The organism is Stenotrophomonas terrae, from assembly GCF_039674165.1.
Lineage (GTDB): Bacteria > Pseudomonadota > Gammaproteobacteria > Xanthomonadales > Xanthomonadaceae > Stenotrophomonas > Stenotrophomonas terrae_A.
In genome coordinates this window covers 1-18,401 of the sequence record NZ_JBDJMY010000030.1, presented here as the reverse complement: position 1 = coordinate 18,401, position 18,401 = coordinate 1, and the positions used below count along the sequence as shown (strand labels likewise).

The 18,401-nt window shown below is 61.5% G+C and carries 11 protein-coding genes; 7 read left to right on the top strand and 4 right to left on the bottom strand.

Annotation, left to right across the window (positions count from 1 at the left end):
- Positions 1–186: 186 nt before the first annotated feature.
- From ABE493_RS13225 to ABE493_RS13215, 3 genes are read left to right on the top strand one after another with little or no spacing between them, the layout of a single operon-like run.
- A complete protein-coding gene (locus ABE493_RS13225; RefSeq protein ID WP_346499376.1) occupies positions 187–846 on the top strand; it encodes a dienelactone hydrolase family protein in 660 nt (219 codons plus the stop codon).
- A complete protein-coding gene (locus ABE493_RS13220) occupies positions 843–1,265 on the top strand; it encodes an HIT family protein (RefSeq protein WP_346499375.1) in 423 nt (140 codons plus the stop codon). The genes ABE493_RS13225 and ABE493_RS13220 overlap by 4 nt, the downstream gene beginning before the upstream one ends.
- Positions 1,266–1,297: 32 nt before the next feature.
- Complete coding sequence (locus ABE493_RS13215; protein ID WP_170183049.1) at positions 1,298–1,465, top strand: LiaI-LiaF-like domain-containing protein; 168 nt, start codon at positions 1,298–1,300, stop codon at positions 1,463–1,465.
- Positions 1,466–1,534: 69 nt separating this feature from the next.
- Here ABE493_RS13215 and dcd read toward each other — a convergent pair whose 3' ends face one another.
- Together dcd and apbC are read right to left on the bottom strand one after the other, a co-directional pair.
- Positions 1,535–2,107: a dCTP deaminase gene (gene dcd, locus ABE493_RS13210; RefSeq protein WP_346499374.1), complete on the bottom strand. Its 573-nt coding sequence runs from the start codon at positions 2,105–2,107 to the stop codon at positions 1,535–1,537.
- Between the two features lie 174 nt (positions 2,108–2,281).
- The gene (gene apbC / locus ABE493_RS13205) at positions 2,282–3,139 is read right to left on the bottom strand and encodes an iron-sulfur cluster carrier protein ApbC (protein ID WP_346499373.1); all 858 of its coding nucleotides are present in this window, start codon (positions 3,137–3,139) and stop codon (positions 2,282–2,284) included.
- Positions 3,140–3,413: 274 nt separating this feature from the next.
- Between apbC and ABE493_RS13200 the strand changes: the two genes are divergently transcribed.
- Both ABE493_RS13200 and ABE493_RS13195 read left to right on the top strand, forming a co-directional pair.
- Positions 3,414–6,503, top strand: coding sequence for a TonB-dependent receptor domain-containing protein (locus tag ABE493_RS13200; protein WP_346499372.1), 3,090 nt, complete (start codon positions 3,414–3,416; stop codon positions 6,501–6,503).
- A 700-nt stretch (positions 6,504–7,203) separates the two neighbouring features.
- Positions 7,204–9,924, top strand: coding sequence for a TonB-dependent receptor domain-containing protein (locus ABE493_RS13195; protein WP_346499401.1), 2,721 nt, complete (start codon positions 7,204–7,206; stop codon positions 9,922–9,924).
- A 307-nt stretch (positions 9,925–10,231) separates the two neighbouring features.
- On the opposite strand, the gene ABE493_RS13190 is transcribed toward ABE493_RS13195, so the two are convergent.
- Together ABE493_RS13190 and ABE493_RS13185 are read right to left on the bottom strand one after the other, a co-directional pair.
- Complete coding sequence (locus tag ABE493_RS13190) at positions 10,232–11,809, bottom strand: tetratricopeptide repeat-containing sulfotransferase family protein (RefSeq protein WP_346499371.1); 1,578 nt, start codon at positions 11,807–11,809, stop codon at positions 10,232–10,234.
- Between the two features lie 73 nt (positions 11,810–11,882).
- On the bottom strand, positions 11,883–13,484 hold the full coding sequence (locus ABE493_RS13185; RefSeq protein WP_346499370.1) for a phytoene desaturase family protein: 1,602 nt from the start codon (positions 13,482–13,484) through the stop codon (positions 11,883–11,885).
- Positions 13,485–13,653: 169 nt separating this feature from the next.
- On the opposite strand from ABE493_RS13185, the gene ABE493_RS13180 reads away from it, so the two are divergent.
- Both ABE493_RS13180 and ABE493_RS13175 read left to right on the top strand, forming a co-directional pair.
- Positions 13,654–15,759: a M13 family metallopeptidase gene (locus tag ABE493_RS13180; protein WP_346499400.1), complete on the top strand. Its 2,106-nt coding sequence runs from the start codon at positions 13,654–13,656 to the stop codon at positions 15,757–15,759.
- Between the two features lie 501 nt (positions 15,760–16,260).
- Complete coding sequence (locus tag ABE493_RS13175) at positions 16,261–18,270, top strand: M13 family metallopeptidase (RefSeq protein ID WP_346499369.1); 2,010 nt, start codon at positions 16,261–16,263, stop codon at positions 18,268–18,270.
- The last annotated feature ends 131 nt before the right edge of the window (positions 18,271–18,401 follow it).

Below are 18,401 nucleotides of genomic sequence, written 5' to 3'. Positions count from 1 at the left end.
CAGTCTCATCGCGGGAATGACTGACTAGAGCCCCTCTCCCGTTTACGGGAGAGGGGTTGGGGTGAGGGGAGGCTCTAGCAAGCAAAACCCTTCGCTCCAAAAGCTCCCCCCATCCGCCCTTCGGGCACCTTCCCCCGCAAGCGGGAGAAGGAACACCGCTTTTCGCCCTTCAATCCGGAGCCCACCATGCCCAACTGGATCACCCTCCCCACCCCACTCGGCGCCGTCCGCGCCTGGCAGGCCCTGCCTGCAGGCACCCCTCGCGCCGGGCTGGTGGTGATACAGGAAATCTTCGGCGCCAACGCGCATATCCGCCATGTCGCCGAACAGTACGCTGCCGAGGGCTACGCGGTGCTGGCGCCGTCCTTCTTCGACCTGATCGAGCCGGACCTGCAGCTGGACTACGACACTGCCGGCGTCAGTCGCGGCAAGGCACTGGTCGACGAACTGGGCGTGGACCGCGCGGTTACCGTTGTGGAAAGCGCCGCCGCGACCCTGGCGCAATACGGCATGGTCGGCACCGTCGGCTATTGCTGGGGCGGCACCATCGCCATGCTGGCCGCGCAGCGCCTGGGCCTGCCGTCGGCCAGCTACTACGGCGCGCGCAATGTGTCGTTCCTGGATACACCGTTCAAGGCGCCGGCGATCTTCCACTTCGGCGACCAGGACGCCTCCATCCCGGCCGCCGCCGTTGCAGCGCACCGTGAAAAGCAACCCGACTTGCCTGTATATGTGTATCCAGCCGATCACGCGTTCAACCGCGAGGTCGGCATGCACTACCACGCACCCAGCGCCGACTTGGCGCGCGAACGCACCTTGGCCTTCTTCAGCGAGAACCTGCGATGACCGAAGTTGTGACGTCCGATTTCGTACTTGATACCCGCCTTGCCGCCGACAGCGTTCTGATCGCCGACGGCCCCCTGTCGCAGATCCGCCTGATGAATGACGACCGCTTTCCGTGGGTTGTACTGGTGCCGCGCGTGCCTGAGGCCAGCGAGTGGATCGACCTGGACGGGGCCCAGCAACGGCTGCTGCTGGCCGAAATCAACCAGATCTCCCAGCACCTGAAGCACAAGCCCAATGTCAGCAAGATCAATATCGGCGCCCTGGGCAATATCGTGCGCCAGCTGCATGTGCATCTGATTGGCCGCAACGAAAACGATGCCGCATGGCCCGGCCCGGTCTGGGGCAATGGCAAGGCCCAGCGCTTCGACCCGGAGGTGCTGGCCGAACGTGTCGAAATCTGGCGCCAGCGGCTACGATAAGCACCTTCTCCCCTTACGGACTCCGCAAGCCGATGCGCTCCAATCTGATCGCCGCCCTGATCCTGATCATCGTTGGCCTGTTCTTCCTGGCCAAGAACCTTGGCTGGATCAACGGCAACATCGGCACCATGCTCGCCACCTGGTGGCCGGCCATTCTGGTTGCCGTCGGTATCGGCATGTTGTTCGGGCGCGGCAAGTAAGCCGCTGCGCCGGATCCTGCATAAAGAAAAGGCGCCTGACGGCGCCTTTTTCATTCCAGCCCGCAGCACTCAGGTACGCGGCAAGGTAACGCCGGTCTGGCCCTGGTACTTGCCACCGCGATCCTTGTACGAGGTTTCGCAGACATCGTCCTTGTCGGCCTGGAAGAACAGCATCTGCGCCACGCCTTCGTTGGCATAGATGCGGGCCGGCAGTGGCGTGGTGTTGGAGAACTCCAGCGTCACATGACCTTCCCACTCCGGCTCCAGCGGGGTGACGTTGACGATGATGCCGCACCGCGCATAGGTACTCTTGCCCAGGCACACCACCAGGGTGTCACGCGGGATGCGGAAGAACTCCACCGTGCGCGCCAGTGCGAACGAATTCGGCGGGATGATGCACTCATCGGCCTCGATATCGACAAAGCTCTTCGGGTCGAAGTGCTTGGGGTCGACAATGGTCGAGTTGATGTTGGTGAACACCTTGAATTCACGCGAGCAACGCACGTCGTAGCCATAGCTGGAAGTGCCGTAACTGACGATGCGCTGGCCGTCCACCTGCTTGACCTGGCCGGCTTCGTACGGCGAGATCATGCCGTGCTGTTCGGACATTTGGCGGATCCAACGGTCGCTCTTGATGCTCATTCAATGGTCCTGTTCACGTTGTGCCGCAGCATGCCTGCGGCCGGGGGTGGTCGATTCTAGCTTAGAGCCGGCGCCGGGCCGTAGCCAATCCTCGCCGCCCACACCTTTCCCACGCCTATATATAAGAAGGGCCCGCATTCGCGGGCCCCATCCCGGCACCTGCCGGTGCCAGATTCACGTCAGCGAGGACAGGATCGGAATGCTGGCGCGTGGGCGCTTGGCCAATTCCTCGGTCATCCGCTGCGCCGCTGCCAGATAGGCCTTCGCAGCTGCCGACTCAGGCTGGGCAACGACGATCGGTGCGCCAACATCGCCCTGCTCACGGATGCCGATGTCCAGCGGCAACGAGCCCAGCAACGGCACCCCGTACTGCTCGGCCATCCGCTGACCGCCGCCTTCGCCGAACAGATGCTCGACATGGCCGCAGTTGCTGCAGGTATGCACCGCCATGTTCTCGATGATTCCCAACACCGGCACTTCAACCTTCTCGAACATATTCAATGCCTTGCGCGCATCCAGCGTGGCAATGTCCTGCGGCGTGGTGACGATCACCGCACCGGCGACCGGGATCTTCTGCGACAGCGTCAGCTGGATGTCGCCCGTACCGGGCGGCAGGTCGATCAACAGGAAATCCAGGTCATCCCACAGCGTGTCGTTGAACAGCTGGGTCAGCGCCGAGGTAGCCATCGGCCCACGCCAGATCATCGGTGAGTCCGGCTCGATCAGGAAACCGATCGACATCGCCTCGACCCCGAATGCCCGCAGCGGCTCGATGGATTTGTTGTCCGGGCTCTCCGGCCGCCCACTCAAACCCAGCATGGCCGGCACGCTGGGCCCATAGATATCGGCATCCAGCACACCCACCCGGGCACCCAACGCTTTCAGCGCCAGGGCCAAATTCACCGCCGTGGTGGACTTGCCCACCCCGCCCTTGCCAGAGCCCACCGCAATGACATTGCGGATACGTGAATGGGGGGATAGCCCCTTCTGCACTTTGTGGGCACCGCCCAATGTGATCGAACCGCCCACCATGACTCCCGCATTCCCAGACTAGGCCGGAACTATAGCGTCAAGCAGAAAGCCACGGTCAGGGACGGCTTTGCTGAATTCGCCGCGGCACTTTACTGAAATTGGTATTTCATTTTGCATTTCAAGCACTTATGAGCAGGAGCTTAACCGTTGACTAAAAATGTTAACCGTGTGTTAATCCAAAGTTATCGGCAGATGAAACTTTTTTGAAACCAGGATGAAGGCCCTGTTTTTGCCGAGCCAAGGCCGACAACAACGACTCCATGAGGGAGATTCAATGGCAAATCACAAGTCGCTCAGCCGTCACCCGCTGAGCCTGGCGCTGACATCAGCACTTTTCGTAGCCGTGGCCGGACCCGCCTTCGCGCAGGACACTCCCGCAGCGGAGGCCGCAAAGACTGCTGAAGACAAGGAGGCCACCCAGCTTGACCGGATCACGGTCACCGGCTCGCGCATTTACCGCGCAGGCTTCGACACGCTTGAGCCCGCCGCTGTTGTAAACCGCGAGACCATGGAGGCCTATGGCCAGACCAACCTGATCGACGCGCTGACGACGGTGCCTGGCATTTCCGCCGGTGTCAGCTCGCGTGGCGACCAGGCCGGCTTCGGCGCCGGTGTGAACTTTGCCAGCCGCTTCGGCCTGGGCAGCAACCGCCTGTTGACCCTGGTCAACGGCCGCCGTTACGTAACCTCGACCCCGCCGACCATCTTCGGCGCAGGCGGTGGTTCAGGCATCCAGGTTGATATGAATGCGATCCCGAGCATCATGGTCGACCGCATTGAAAACCTGAGCGTCGGCGGTGCTCCAACCTACGGCTCCGACGCCATCTCCGGCGTGACCAACATCATCCTGCGCGAGAAGTTCCAGGGCGCAGAAGTCGAGCTGGGCTACGGCACCACCAGCAAGCACGACAACGACCGTTATTCGTGGGCAGCCATCTTCGGCACCAATTTCGCTGACGACCGCGGCAACATCACGATTGCAGCCGAGCTCGACAACAGCGAAGGCGTCAACGCCCTTCAGCGTGACTTCTACCGCAAGGGCTACAGCCTGCAGGCCAACCCGACCGCCGCCAACGCAGCGCTGTGGCAGCCGGGCCGCACCCCGGGCAGCGACGGCCGCATCGACGGCGGCATTCCGTTCAATACCGGCCCGGCCGACGGCATCGCCGATCAGGTCTGGATCCAGAATCGTCGTATCGCCAGCATGACCTTCGGCGGTCTGATCGTTCCAAATGTCGCCAACTATCAGCGCGACCCGCTTGGCGCCATCGCCGGCTTCGGTCCGCAGAACAAGCTGTGGCAGTTCAACAACTCGGGTAACCTGGTCGAGTTCGACCCGGGTACCAGCTATGCGGGCGGCAATGCCTCCGGTGGCGACGGCCTGAATCTGAACGAGACGTTGCCGCTGATCGCTGATCTTGAGCGCCGTACCGTTTATGCCAACGGCAGCTTCGACTTCACCGACTCCGTGCGCGGCTTCTTCGAACTGTCCCGCTACGAAGCCACCGCACGCGAAACCCTGGACCAGAACGTATACAACGCGATCTCGTTCGGCCGCGCCAACAACAACGGCACCGGCGCCCTGAGCGGCGCCCTGCTGTTCAACGCCAACAACCCGTACCTGAGTGCCGAGTCGCGCAAGATCCTGGCTGACAATGGCATCACCCAGTTCCGCCTGTCGCGCTCCTCGCGCGACCTGAGCATGAACAACTCGAGCACTGAAACCCGTCTGACCCGCGCTGTCATCGGCGCCGACGGCTACTTCGACATCGGCCAGCGCAACTTCAACTGGGAGGCCAGCGTTGTTCATGGCCGCGGTGACTTCGATTACCTCGGCACGGGCCTGATCCAGCAGAATTTCATCAACGCCATCAACGTCAAGCGCGATGCTTCGGGCAACATCGTCTGTGACTCGGCCGCTGCCGGCACCACCGTCGATGCCGCCTGCCGTCCGTTGAACCTGTTCGGTGAAAACCAGGCATCGCGCGAAGCACTGGACTACGTCTCCACCAACACCGTCGCCAAGGCACAGACCCGCCAGACCGTGATCAACGCCTCCATTACCGGCGGCCTGTTCGACCTGCCGGGTGGTGAGTTCGCGGTTGCCGGTGGTTATGAACACCGCCGCGAAGAAGGCTCCTTCACCCCGAGCGAGTACCAGCGCCTGGGCCAGGGCCGTTCGGTGCCGATCCAGTCCGCTCACGGCGAATACAACACCAATGAACTGTTCGCCGAGTTCCTCGCGCCGCTGTTCAACCCGGATTGGGGCCTGCCGGGCCTGCACCGCCTGGACATCACCGGCAAGGTACGTCGCGTCGACAACTCAGTCGCTGGTGGCTTTACCGCATTCACGTACGGCCTGCAGTACGAGCCGTTCGCAGGCATCCAGCTGCGCGGTAACAAGACCCAGTCGATGCGCGCACCGTCGATTGCCGAGCTGTACACCAACCAGCAGCCGGCCTTCTACGCCATTCCGGAAGTCTGCACCCTGGCATCGATCGGCGGCGGCGCCAACCCGACCGTGCGTCGCAACAACTGCAATGCATTCTTCGCTGCCTACCCGAGTGTGAACCCGTCGTCCTTCGTTGCTTCGCCGACGACCACGCTGGGCTCCAGCAACGGCTACACCGGCCTGAAGAACGAAAGGGCGGAGTCGTGGACCGCCGGCATTGTCTTTGCACCGGAATGGCTCAACGGCCTGCGCGTCGCCGCTGACTGGTACGACATCGAAATCACCGATGTCATCACCGCCCTCAGCCCGAACGACATCATCACCGGCTGCTTCGACAACCCGAGCTTCAACGCCAGTGACGTCGCCAATGCAAACCGCTTCTGCAGCCTGGTTACCCGTGACCCGGTCACCGCTGCCGCCACCGACATCAAGACCCAGTACGGCAACGGCCCGGTCCTGATGTTCCGCGGCTGGACCGCCGAAGTGGACTACCGTTTGGAGATGGACCGTTTCGGTCGCCTGGACCTCGGCTTCTACGGCTATATGCCGAAGAACCGTGGTCAGGCCGCCAGTGCGGACGTTCCGTTCGTGGAACAGGTCGGCACCTTCACTGAGCCGAAGCGCCAGTTCCGCTGGACCGCCCAGCACAAGATCGGCAACTGGAGCGCAGGCTTCGCGGCGAACTACACCAGCAGCGCACAGTTCAGTCTGGTCGCCACCCCGGAAAGCCGCCAGTACTTCGTCCGCGACAGCTGGACCACCTGGGATGCAAACGTCAGCTACCGCTTCACCGAGAATGCACGCCTGAACTTGGCGGTCATCAACCTCACTGACGACGTCGGCCCGTTCCCCTACGTGCTCGACTCGCTGGGCCGCCGCTTCATGCTGTCCCTGCGTTACAAGTTCCAGTAAGTAATAGTTGAAAAGCGTTGAAAACAAGGCCCGGCAATCGCCGGGCCTTGTTTTTTTTGGGAATCGCCAGCGAAGGACCCGGCGCGATGCCAGGCGTTTCGAGCCAGCACTCGTGCTCGGTTGGGCTGCAGACAAAGCGCGCGGATCACCTGCTCGTATCACCTTCCCTGATTTGATCCCGGCGATAGTACGGGCCCTCGAATAATCGGTTCTCTCACAGCAGAAGATGCATCCCGGGGAGATCAATCTGCCGCCTTGGATCCCGGCACTCCGCCGCGAACCCTTGCCAACTGCGCCAGCCCGGTGAAAACCGTCGCAACCAGCCACCTCACACCATCTCTCAAATGCTCTCGAATTTGAGGATGGCTGAATGTCTACCAGGGTTGAATGCGCGCGGCCGCCTTGAAAACTCACAGGGCGCCACCGCCCCCCCCCCCCCTCTACATCATTTCAATTGACTGATTTTTACAAAATTGGTGCACAGACGTAATTAGTTCGTTAAAGTCAGGTTACGTTCATGGCAAAAACACCTTCAGTTCTTGTCCGATGTCAACAAGACAACTCCTGAAGCACTGCCGGGGCTACAACTTCCAGATTGAGTAGGGGACATACTTCAGTGAAGACGTACAAGCGCAGTTCCATCAAACGCAGCGCGCTCACCAGCGCCTTGTTGACCGCAGTTTTGATCCCGGCCGCCGCGATGGCCCAGGATGAAGCGCGCAGTGCCAAGACCTTGGACAAGGTCACGGTCACCGGCTCGCTCATCCCCCAGACTCAGATCGAGACCGCGACCCCCGTCACGGTCATCACTGCTGAAGACATCAAGTCGCGTGGTTTCAGCTCGGTCACCGAAGTTCTTCAGAAAAATTCAATGTCGACCGGTGGCGTGCAGGGTGCACAGACCTCCGCCTCGTTTACCCAGGGTGCGGAGACAGTCAGCTTGTTCGGCTTGCCGCCGGGCTACGTCAAGTACCTGATCGATGGCCGGCCGATGTCCAACTATCCGGCCCTCTACAACGGCAGCGATACGTTCAACAACATCAGCGGCATTCCTGTTGACTTGATCGAACGCATCGAGATCCTCCCGGGCGGACAGTCCTCTCTCTACGGCTCAGATGCGATTGCCGGCGTCATCAACGTCATCCTGAAAAAGAGCATGGATGGCACGGTGATGACCATCCGCGGTGGTGGATATGCTGAGGGTGGCGGTGGAAGCTTCCGCGCCAGCATTGCCGATGGATGGACTTCGGCTGATGGTCGCGTGAACATCTTGGGCGGCATCCAGCACGAAGAGCGTAAGCCGATCTGGGGCTACCAGCGCGATCTGACCAAGCAGTTCAATCCGGACGGTTATTCTCCCGCGCTGGCCAGTCGAGATTTCGTGGTTCTTGGCTACGAAACCAGCTATCGATTCCCTGATCCAAACAACTGCGAAAACCTGAAGGGCTTGTTTGGCGGCACCGAGGGTCTGCAGCAGCGGCCCGGTTTCGGCGACGAATATTACTGTGGTTCATTCAACACAGCAGGCTACCGCACGCTGATGAACGAGAAGACTTCCACGCAGGCGTATCTGCATGGCACCTTCGACGTAAACGACAACCTGCAGCTTTATGGCGATGTTCTTTATAGCCACGATCAGACCAAATATCACTCTGGATCCGGCTATCTGTGGTGGGGCACGGGTGCAGATTTCGGCTACTACTATGACCCGAGTCTTGGCGATCTGGTGAACCTGCAGCGCGCGTTCGCACCGGAAGAAATGGGCCCGGGCGGTTTCAACAATACAATGTCGCGAGACACGGGCGAATCCGTCCGAGTGACCTTTGGCGCCAAAGGCGTATTTGGAGGCACCAACTGGGACTACGACTTCGGCGGCACCTACACCAAGTACGAATTGGACGAGAACAGCTTCGTCCGTTACGCAGACAAGGTTGATCAGTTCTTCATTGATCGAGTCCTCGGCGCTGAACAGGGCCTAGACCCGCTATATGGTGCTTACCCGGTATACACGCCCAACTACGCCGCATTCTTCTCGCCGATCACGCCGGAAGAATTCGCCAGCTTTACCGGCCGTGCTTCCAGCAAGAGCAAGACCTCCGACGCGATGCTGCGTGCACAGGTAACCAATGGATCCCTGTTCACGCTGCCCGGCGGCGATGCCGGCATCGCCGTTGTCGCCGAGTTCGGCAAGCAGAAGTGGGACTACACCCCTGATGCGGGCTACATGGATGGCTCGATCTGGGGACAGACGGCTGTCGCCGGTGGCGGTGATCGTGACCGCTATGCGGTCACCTCCGAATTGCGTCTTCCGTTGTGGGAGCCGCTGACGATTTCGCTGTCAGGCCGTTACGATGCTTTCAAGGCAGGTAGCCAGACCATCGACAAACCGACCTACGCGGTCAGTCTGGAGTATCGCCCGATCGACTCGCTGCTATTCCGCGGCAAGTATGGCACCGCATTCCGCGCCCCAACCCTGTCAGATCTCTACCAAGGCGAGAGTGGCTACTACAGCCGCGTCATTGACTACTATCAGTGCTCGCAGCGCGGCTTCGGCCCAGGCGATATTGATAACTGCCCCACCGCCTACTCCAATCGCCAGTTCTTCGGCACCCAGGTTGGCAGCACTGAACTGAAGCCGATCAATGCAGACGTCTGGAGTGCAGGCTTTGTCTGGTCTCCGCTTGATCGGATGGCGTTGACCGTTGACTACTTTAACTGGGATATCTCGGACGAGGTCACCCAGCAGAGCGCCAACCAACTGTCGATGCAGGACTACCGCTGCCGCACTGGCGTCGACGATGTCAACTCGCCGCTCTGCCAGATCACCATGGATCAGGTGACGCGTAACTCCGCAGGTAACATCACAGAGATTTTCACCCCGAAGGTGAATGTCTCCAATCAGCAACTCAAGGCGATCAACGCTTCATTCAACTACGGCTACGATTTCGGCAACTGGGGCGACCTAAGTGTTCGTGCCAGCTACACGCAGAAGCTGAGCCACAAGTACCAGCAGTATCCGGAAGACAGCTACATTGACCTGCTGAACGACCCCTATTGGAGCTCGGATCCGAAGCGTAAGGCCGACGGATCTCTGACCTGGGCAAAGGGCAACTTCTCTGCAACTTGGTACGTGAACTGGATCGACTCCACCCCCAACTATGCTGCCACGATCAGCGACCTTGGCTATGCAAGCAATCGCGCAGCGAAGTTCGGCTCTTATAGCAAGCACAACGCCAGCATCTCCTACCAGCTGTTTGAGGGCATGGATGTGTCGTTCATGGTGAACAACGTGTTCAACAAGATGCCGCCGTACGATTTCTCGTACCCTGGCACCTCGAACGCGCCGTACAACTCGTACAACTTCGACGTATACGGACGTGCTTACTACATCGAAGCACGCTACGCATTCGGCAAGAAATGATTGCCAGCTGAACCCTGGCGATTGAAAGACAAAGGCCCCGTCGTTATGACGGGGCCTTTTTGAATTCCCATTTATAGAAATCACCGACGTCGAGTCGCCACATTGCCTACCCGCCGTCGAACTCAGCGGAATCAGCCCGTTATTCACCAGCTTGACCGAACAAGCTGGCAAGATAGCTCCAGGCAGCAGATGCGCTACCTGGGTGGGCAGTCGACCGGCGCGACCGCGGTGTACCGCGGTGACCTGCCACCTCTGGGGAATGCTGCGGACGGTCTGTCGGACCGTCAGCGAGAAGCATGCTTCCCGATCACACGCTGGAACCGCTCTCCCCGGTCAACAGCTGCGCAAGGGGATCGACGGCTGCACCATATCGCTTCCAGCGCCCGATGTAATCCCTGGTCACCTTTGATCGAACCTGAACGACACTGGCTGTCGCAACGGGCGCGGCATTCTCCTCAAAACGAAGGCACGCGTCATTCCATTCCAAACCGCAGAATTCAATGATTCTCCGGGTCTGACCTTCTTGATCGTCAACAAGATCTTCATAGTTGACTATCAGGATGCGGTCACCCAACCGATCACACCAATAGCGCATCAGCCGATCAAACATCTGGTAATAGCGCCCTGTATCGAGTAGATCGAACGAATAGTCGTAGACGGAAGATGTCAATGAAAACAGCTGCCTGAAGTTGCTCAGACATGTATCCATGCTGTCACGCCGTAGAAGCACGATCCGCGCAGCAGGCAACGCCATGGCGATGTGCCCGAGATACAAAAAATTATGCGGTAGCTTGTCAACGAAGCGCGAGCAACCAGCCGTACCGGGCCGGGTTGACTCTACATAGGCCTCACCAAGCGCCTTCCAGTCTATCCCATGCAATGCGATCATCGTCTCGATATCGGTCACCGCATTGGTACGCGTGCCGGAAAAGCGCTTGACAGTCACCGGAAAGTTCTCAAGCTCGCCAGCCGAATGAACGTCAGGATGACTGGAAACGATGCGCTCAACTAGGGTAGTGCCACTTCGTGGCATTCCCACAACGAAAATGGGCTCTTCGCTAGCCGCTCCTGGCGAAACATCGCCCACGCCATCGAAGGCTTCGCGCAAGCCCTCAAACAAGATTAAGTCTTTTTCAGACTGATAATTACGCAGCGATTTTTGCGAATCCTTGGCCTTGGTATAACTCGCGAAAGCTGAAGGGTAATCGCCTACATCCTCCAGCTCTTTCGCCAGTGCGAGATTGACGTACAGGCACCCTTCGGAACTCTGACCAGCCAACTCAAGTGCCTGCGCATAGAGCGCGACATTGTTCTCATCACTCCGCCAGCGACGCAGATTGGCCAGCGACGTATAGGCCCTCCAATAGGTTGGCGCCAGCTCCAGACATCGACGATAAGCTGACTCCGCATCTGCAATTCGACCGGAGAACAGCAGCGACGTTGCATGGTTGTAATGAAAAACCGCTTCACCAGGCAATTTGCCAACAGCGGCCGTGAATGCTTCCAACGCACGGACGTGTTCATTGAGCCGGGTAAAAACCACGCCAAGTGTATCCAGCGTGTGCGCATCCTCGGGCTCAAGCGCTGCCGCTGCCTCGGCATACTGGAATGCTTCCTGCGGCGCGCGCAACGCGACAAGGAGGCGCGCCATCTGGGTTGCGTAATCCGCACGCTCGGGACTGATTCGCGTGGCCATGCGCAGATGCACAATTGCCGCTTTCATATGCCCCAACTCCATCGCCGCCACACCTGCGACAAAGTGGACCCCGCCATGTTCCACGCCAGACTCAAGCAAGTGCTGCGCTACGGCCCAAGCTTCACGCCATTGTTTGCGGTTCAGCGCTTCCACCGCTCGAGCGTAGAGTTGCATCACCTGCTGGCTCATCAAAGCACCTGACACTTATTTGGAAATGCGGGTTCCTATCGTATCCGACAAGCTCAACTTCGCGAGCAGGAGGTCAGGAATTCTCAAGCAACACGCGCGCCGCGTTATGCCCAGGCGCCCCCGTAACCCCACCGCCCGGATGCGTGCCCGAACCGCATAGATAGAGTCCGGGCAACGCCCCCTTGTAGCCAGCCTGCCCCAGCATCGGCCGTGCGTTGAACAGCTGATTCAAGCTCAACGCGCCGTGGAAGATATCGCCGCCGATCAGGCCGAACGTGCGCTCAAGATCCAACGGACTCATGATCTGCCGGCCCAGCACGGAAGCTGCAAAGCCCGGCGCATGCTTGTCGACGGTGGCGATCATCAGATCTGCGACTTCTTCGCGGTGATCGTCCCAGCTGCGTCCATCCGGTAGCTGCGGGGCTACGTGCTGGCAGAACAGACTCGCAACATGCTGCCCGGCTGGCGCCAATGAATCATCCAAGGTGCTGGGAATCAGCATCTCGACGATCGGTTCGCGTGACCAACCATATTGACGCGCATCCAGATAGGCGCGGTCCATGTAGTCCAGGCTGGGCGCGATGATTATCCCTGCGGTCAAATGATCACCGCCCCCCGGCAGGTCGCTGAAATCAGGTAACCGCGACAGCGCCACGTTCATGCGGAACGTGCCCGAGCCGCAACGCCAATTGGCCATGCGCTCCAACGTGGCCGCAGGTACATCGGCAGGATCGAACAGACGCTCGTAAAGCAGCTTCGGATTGACGTTGGCAACGATGGCCGAGCCACGCAGCACTTCGCCACCCGCCAGTGCAACGCCGACTGCACGCCCCTGCTCTACCAGCACCTTCTCGACGGCGGCATCGGTACGAATCTCGGCACCAGCTTCGACCGCCGCACGTCCCATCGCCTGGGTGATCGCGCCCATGCCGCCGATTGCGTGCCCCCAGGCACCTTTGACGCCGTTGCTTTCGCCAAACACGTGATGCAACAGCACATAGGCGGTGCCGGGCGCATACGGGCTGGCGTAGTTGCCGACGATGCCGTCGAAGCCGAACAAGGCCTTGATCGGCGCGCTTTCAAACCAGCGGTCCAGGTATTCGGCCGCGGAGATGGTGAATAGATCCATCAGCTCCTGTTGAAGCGCCGGATCCAGGCGCTGCAGCTGCCGGCCCAACTGCCCTGCTTTCCACAGCTCGGGCAATGCGCGCAACCAGCTCGCGCCGCTGATATTGGGCGGCGCCTGCAGTGCCTGCGCACGCAACACATCTGCGAATATCTCCAGCCGCTGTTCGTACTCCGGCAAGCGCGCTGCATCACGCGCCGAAAAGCGTGCGACCTGCTCGGCGGTACGCCCGGCACCTGCCAGCAGGTACTCGCCATTGCCCAAGGGCAGGAAGTTGTTGAGTTTGCGCGACACCACCCGCAGGCCATGCCGCTCCAGCTCCAGCTCGGCTATCACCTTGGGCTGCAGCAGCGACACCGTATAAGAGGCCACCGAATTGCGGAACCCGGGGTGGAATTCCTCGGTTACCGCTGCGCCGCCCACCACACCGCGTCGCTCCAGTACCAATACGCGCTTGCCGGCCTTGGCCAGGTAGGCCGCACACACCAGCCCGTTATGGCCGCCGCCGATCAGGATCGCGTCCCACTGCTTGGTCGATGTCTTGGTCATTGCAGCTGTATAGCATCGGCCCGCCATCACCGCCCATAGGAATAAGCCGGCGGCCACCCATTACCTTCTACACCCCTTCCGCATCGGTTTCAGGCGTATCTTCCTGCTTCGGCCCCGGATTCCGAGGCCCCACTCATGCTTCGAAACCGGCCCGGAGGCCTTTCCCGTGATCGTTCGCAAACCCCAGATTCTCCTGCTGTCGCTGGCCGTCGCCGCCGCGCTGACCGGCTGCCCCAAGCAGGAAGAGCAGTCCCCGCCGGCGGCCACCGCCGCTGCCCCGGCCGCCCCTGCTGCCAATGAGCTGAAGCTGGACGAGTCCAAGCTGCCGGCCTACAACGCCTTCACTGCCGCCGACCTGGACGCCAGCAAGGACGCGTGTACCGATTTCAACGGTTACGTGAACGAAAAGTGGCTCAACGCCAATGAAATTCCGGCCGACCGCACCAGCTGGGGCGCCTTCACCATCCTCGACGAACGCTCGGTTGCCGTGCAGCACCAGCTGGCCGAGCAGGCCGCGGCGATGAAGAACGCCACCGGCATCGAGAAGATCGTCGGTGACTTCTGGGCCGCCGGCATGGACGAGGCCAAGATCAATAGCCTCGGCATCACCCCGCTGAAGGCCGACCTGGCCGCCATCGACGGCCTGCAGAACACCGCCGCGCTGGCCGATTACCTGCGCACCACCGCCGCCAAGGGCGAGAATTTCCTGTTCGGCTTCGGCCCGGAAGCGGACTTCAAGAACTCGGCCATGAACATGGCCTACGCCAGCCAGGGCGGCCTGGGCCTGCCGGACACCACTTATTACACCGACGCCAGCAAGGCCGACAAGCTCAACGCCTACAAGGCCCACGTGGCCAAGGTGCTGGAACTCAGCGGCGTGCCCGCAGCTGATGCCGCCAAGCAGGCCGAGGACGTGATCAAGTTCGAAACCCGCCTGGCCAAGGCTTCCAAGTCCAGCGTCGAGCTCTCGCGCGACGTTTCGCTGTACTACAACCCGGTCACCGTGGCCGATGCCGACAAGCTGACCCCGAACTTCAGCTGGGCTGCCTTCTTCCAGGCGCAGGGCGTTGCTGCACCGGAGAAGTTCTCGCTGGCCATGCCCGCCTTCCACGCGGAAGTGAGCAAGATGCTGGCCGATACCGACCCAGCTGCATGGCGCGCCTACCTGCGCTTCCACACCGTGGACGGCGCCGCCCCCTACCTGAGCAATGAGTTCGTGCAGGAGAACTACGCGTTCTACGGCAAGGAACTGAACGGCCAGAAGGAAATCAAGCCGCGCTGGAAGCAGGTACTGGGCACGATTGAAAGCGATGCCGGTGACGCCTTCGGCCAGATGTACGTCAAGGTCGCCTTCTCGCCGGAGTCCAAGGCCAAGATGGAAGAGCTGGTCAAGAACCTGGCCGGCGCCCTGAAGGACCGTATCCAAGGCCTGGCCTGGATGAGCGACGAAACCAAGGCCAAGGCCATCGCCAAGTGGGAAACCTTCACCCCGAAGATCGGCTACCCGGACAAGTGGCGTGACTGGAGCGGCCTGAGCACCACCCACGACGACTACCTGGGCAATGTGCGCGCTGCCAATGCCTTCAACTACAAGTGGGCGCTGGCCAAGATCGGCCAGCCGGTGGACAAGACCGAGTGGGGCATGACCCCGCAAACGGTCAACGCCTATTACAACCCGCTGCAGAACGAGATCGTGTTCCCGGCCGCCATCCTGCAGCCGCCGTTCTTCGATCCGAACGCCGACGACGCGCTGAACTACGGCGGCATCGGTGCCGTCATCGGCCATGAAATGACCCACGGTTACGACGACCAGGGCAGCCGCTTCGGCCCGACCGGCAACTTCGAAAACTGGTGGACCCCGGCGGATTCGAAGGGCTTCGCAGGCCTGACCGGCAAGCTGGTCAACCAGTTCAACGAGTACAAGGTGGGCGACCAGAGCGTCAACGGCTCGCTGACCCTGGGCGAGAACATCGCCGACCTGGGTGGCCTGGCCACCGCCTACGACGCGCTGCAGAAGGCGTCGACCGGCAAGGAAGACGCCAAGGTTGACGGCTTCACCCGTGACCAGCGCTTCTTCTTCAACTGGGCCACCGTGTGGCGCACCAAGTACACCGCCGAGAACGCCAAGGTCCGCCTGGCGACCGATCCGCACGCCCCGGCGCAGTTCCGCGCCATGGGTGCGCCGTCGAACCTGCCGACCTTCGCAGCTGCGTTCCAGTGCAAGGCCGGCTCGCCGATGGTCCGTGCTGGCGACAAGCAGGTGGTGATCTGGTAATCGCTGCCCCGCAGTGAGACCCAAACAAGGCCCGGCATTGCCGGGCCTTGTTTTTTGCCAGCTGCCAAAGGCGGTTGTGGGAGCGGCGTCAGCCGCGAAGCTGACCCAGCCAAAGCGCCCCGAATAAACGTAATCCCGGCAGTGCCAACCTCATCGTTTGCGTTTGCTTCGCGGCTGACGCCGCTCCCACAAACTCCGGGGCTAGCAACTCTCACAGTATCGGATAGCGAACCTGGCCCTCGCTCCAGCACGCAATCCCGGCTATGCCGCCTGCCTCATCTGCTGTGGCTTCGCGGCTTACGCCGCTCCTACAAGAATCCCGGCTTCGCTTGTGGGAACGGCGTCAGCCGTGAAGCTCAGGCACCGCCAGCTTCGCGGCTTGCGCCGCTCCTACAACCGCCGGTTTTGATGCAGTACCCAAATCCGTGCCCTGCCCCGGCACCAATCCCGCGCCAGCTTGTTAAACTCCGCCCACTTTGTCCTTCTGCGGATATGCACCACATGCCAAACGTTCGCCCACTTACCCTGGCCCTGGCCTTCTCTCTGGTGACGGTACTGTCCACCAACGATGCGCAGGCCGCCCGCAAAAAACCTGCGGCCCGGGCACCGGCAGTGAGCGCGGCCTGTACGGACTTCTACGAAACCACCAACGGCAACTGGCTCAAGGCCAACCCGGTGCCGCAGACCGGCGCGGTCAGCGCCTTGGGCACCCTGGCAGACAATGCCCGCACCCAGCAGCGTCAGCTGCTTGATCGCGCGATGACCGCCCCGCAGGGCAACGTACAGAAGCTGCTGGGCGACTTCTGGGCCAGTGGCCTGGATGAGGCCGCCGTGGAAGCCGACGGCTCCAAGCCGATCGCACCACTGCTGACCCGCATCAACGCGATCAAGAAGGCCAAGGACATCCCGGCCTCGATTGCCGCGCTGCACCAGGTCGGCATCCCGGTGGCGTTCAACTTCGCCCCGGACGTGGACCTGAAGGCGCTGGACCGCCACATCGGCTACTTCATGCAGGGCGGCACCGGCCTGCCGGACCCGGCGTTCTATACCCGCACCGATGCCGACACCGTTGCGCTGATGGGCCGTTACCGCGCCTATGTGAAGCAGATCCTGGCGCTGACCGGCACCCCGGCCGCGCAGCTTGATGCCGAATCGGCGCTGGTCATCCAGCTGGAAACCGAACTGGCGCGCAGCGCGCACTCGGTCGCCGACATCAACAACCCGTTCAACAACTACGCGCCGGTCTCCACCAAGGACTTGAACAGCCGTTACCGCAACCTGCAGCTGGACGCCTTCCTCAAGGCCCAGGGCGTGAACGACGACCTGGTGTCGTTGGCCGATCCGGCCCTGTTCCAGCAGCTCAACAGCATGGTCAGCCGCCTGCCGGCCAACCAGTGGAAGGCCTACCTGCGCTGGCGCGTGGGTGACTCGATGTCGCCGTACCTGTCCAAGGCCTACCGCGATGCCGAGTTTGAGTTCCGTGGCCGCGTGCTGCGTGGCCAGACCATCGCCCCGGCGCGTCCGGAAGCCGTGCTTGACGCCATCAACGTGGCCGCCGGCCCGATGCTGGGCCACGAGTACGCCAACACCTACCTGAACCGCGACACCCGCCGCCAGGCCGGCATCATGGTCGACCAGATCCGCGAAGCGCAGATCGCCGCGGTCAAGCGCAGCACCTGGCTCAGCGCCGAGGCCAAGACCGAGGCCGAAGCCAAGCTGGCAGCGATGAAGATCGAGATCGGCACGCCGCTGCGTGACCTGGACTACACCGTGCAGCCGATGGGCCGTGGCAGCTTTGGTGGCAACATGCTGATCGCCTCCACCTGGCGCCACGCCCAGGAAATGAAGCGCATCGGCAAGGGCAATGCCGACCGCCGCTGGGACGTGCTGCCGCAGCAGCCGTCCATCGCCTACGACATCGCCCAGAACCGTCTGATCGTCACCGCTGCCGCACTGCAGGGTCCGATCTTTGCCGGCAACGCCAGCAATGCCGAGAAGTTCGGTGCCTTCGGTGGCCTGGTCGCGCACGAAGTCAGCCGTGCCATCGACGTCAAGGGCGCCATGATCGACGCCAAGGGCGAGCTGCGCAGCTGGTGGACGCCGGCCGACAAGAGTGCCTGGACGCTGCTGGGCAACCGCGTCGCCGCGCAGTACAGCGGCTACCCGTTCCCGGGCGTCAAGGACGCCAAGGTCAATGGCGAATTGACCCGCGACGAAAACATGGCCGATATCTCGGGCATGGAGATCGCCTTCGAGGCCTTCAGCGCTGCCCAGTCTGACGCCAAGCCGGCCGACAAGCAGGACTTCTTCAAGGGTTGGGCCAGCTTGTGGGCGCAGCAGCTGTCGCCGAACGAAGCCGTGCAGCGTCTGCGCACCGACGTACGTGCACCGGGCCGCTGGCGCAGCAACGCCCCGCTGTCCAACCTGCCGGCATTCGGCGCCAGCTTCAGCTGCAAGCCGGGCCAGCCGATGCAGCGCACCGACGCCGAGCAGATCAAGATCTGGCGTTGATGCGGTTGCGGTATTGAAGAAAGCAGAAAGGCGCGGATTCCGCGCCTTTCTGCGTTTTGGTCGTTTGCTTTCTGTAGTGCCGAGCCCAGCACGGCGGGTGCGGTTCCGGGGGTTCCACATTCCGGGCCATG